Origin of the sequence: Vibrio sp. D401a, assembly GCF_030248515.1 — a bacterium.
GTDB classification, from domain to species: domain Bacteria; phylum Pseudomonadota; class Gammaproteobacteria; order Enterobacterales; family Vibrionaceae; genus Vibrio; species Vibrio rotiferianus.
On record NZ_JAHGAI010000106.1, the window covers coordinates 1 to 1,381 of the forward strand.

Genomic DNA, 1,381 nt, shown 5'->3' on the forward strand with positions numbered 1-1,381 from the left:
CCTGTTAAGGTGTGAGCAACGCAATACCGATGCCGCCGCATACCGCCTTAATCACTTAAACCAACGCATGGTAAAAATGCCACGCGTTGCGAATCACTCTTAAACAGATTGTTAGTATTCAGTTCCTCAGAACGGAATATCGTCATCAAAGTCCATACCAGCAGGTTGCTGTTGTGGCTGCCCCCAAATAGGTTGTTGAGGTTGTGGTAGAACTTGTTTAGCTTGACACTTACTGCAACCTTTTGACGTATCTTTGCTCATATCTTGTTTCTTTAGATAGGAGCCACAACTACTACACTCCGGTACTTTGAATAGCTCAGTACCACAGCCACCACAGAAACGAGTTTCGGCTATCGGGTACCCACACGAACATTGATAGGTGAGTTTGTCTCCACAGGAAGTACAATGAATATCAATGCAGTTTTCTGTAAAATTAGCTCCCCTGTAGTACCCATTTGGTGACCATTGCGCATCTGGACATTTCAAATTCGAGCAAAGTGCTTTGCTTGGCGTGTTTATTGCGAAATGCCCAGCGCCAGAAATGCTTTTTAACTCCCTCAAAATGTCATCGACATTTTGATAGCGATTATTTGCGTCATACTCTGAAGCCTTATTTATTAAGTTTCGTAAAGCATAAGGAACTGATAGTTCTGGCTTGTCCAACGCTTTGAGCGTTGGTGTGCCCGTTAGCAATTTGCAGAGTGTTAGCCCCAAAGAGTAAATGTCAGAACGGCTATCAACGTTTTTCATATCAACGCTTTGCTCTGGAGACATGTACTCCACCGAGCCTAGGTGGTCTCCAGTTCTTGTTGCTCTTGTAAAGTTTGGGTTTCCAGAAGGCGCAAAGCCAATTGAGAAATCGATCAGGTAAGCGTGACCGGCTGACGATAGCATGATGTTTGAGGGCTTTATGTCTCTATGAATGATTCCCTTTGCATGCACAAGTGACAAAGCATCAAGAATCTGAGTTGCAATTGTGATGACCTGTCGATGCTCAATTACACCGTGCTTTTGGACATAATCTTCCAAATTTGTACCATCGATATACTCCATAACGATGTATGGAACCGAATCATTCTCACATTTAACTTCGCCATGAGTAATGACATACGGAATCGCTGGATGTTGCGCCTCGGCAAGAATGAACGCTTCCCTCTTAAACTTTTTCTTTAGCTCGGAGTTGTTTCGATTAAATACACTATCGAAGAACTTTACGGCAACGAACCTTTCCAAGGAGCTTTGCTTGGCTTTCTTGGTTTTACCAGAAAGCCCACTTCCAATATCCTCGAGCAAGTTAAAGCCTTGTCGCTTTAGATGAATTGAATACTCGTCCAACATTTACCTCTGAACTTTATAAGAATACTAACGCCGCGTTAAGTAG

At 43.2% G+C, this 1,381-nt stretch carries 1 protein-coding gene; it reads right to left on the minus strand.

Annotated elements, in window-relative coordinates:
* Positions 1-126: 126 nt before the first annotated feature.
* Positions 127-1,338 carry a serine/threonine-protein kinase gene (locus tag KIV41_RS24680; RefSeq protein WP_105067027.1) on the minus strand — a complete coding sequence of 404 codons (1,212 nt, stop codon included), beginning with the start codon at positions 1,336-1,338 and terminating at the stop codon, positions 127-129.
* Positions 1,339-1,381: the final 43 nt, after the last annotated feature.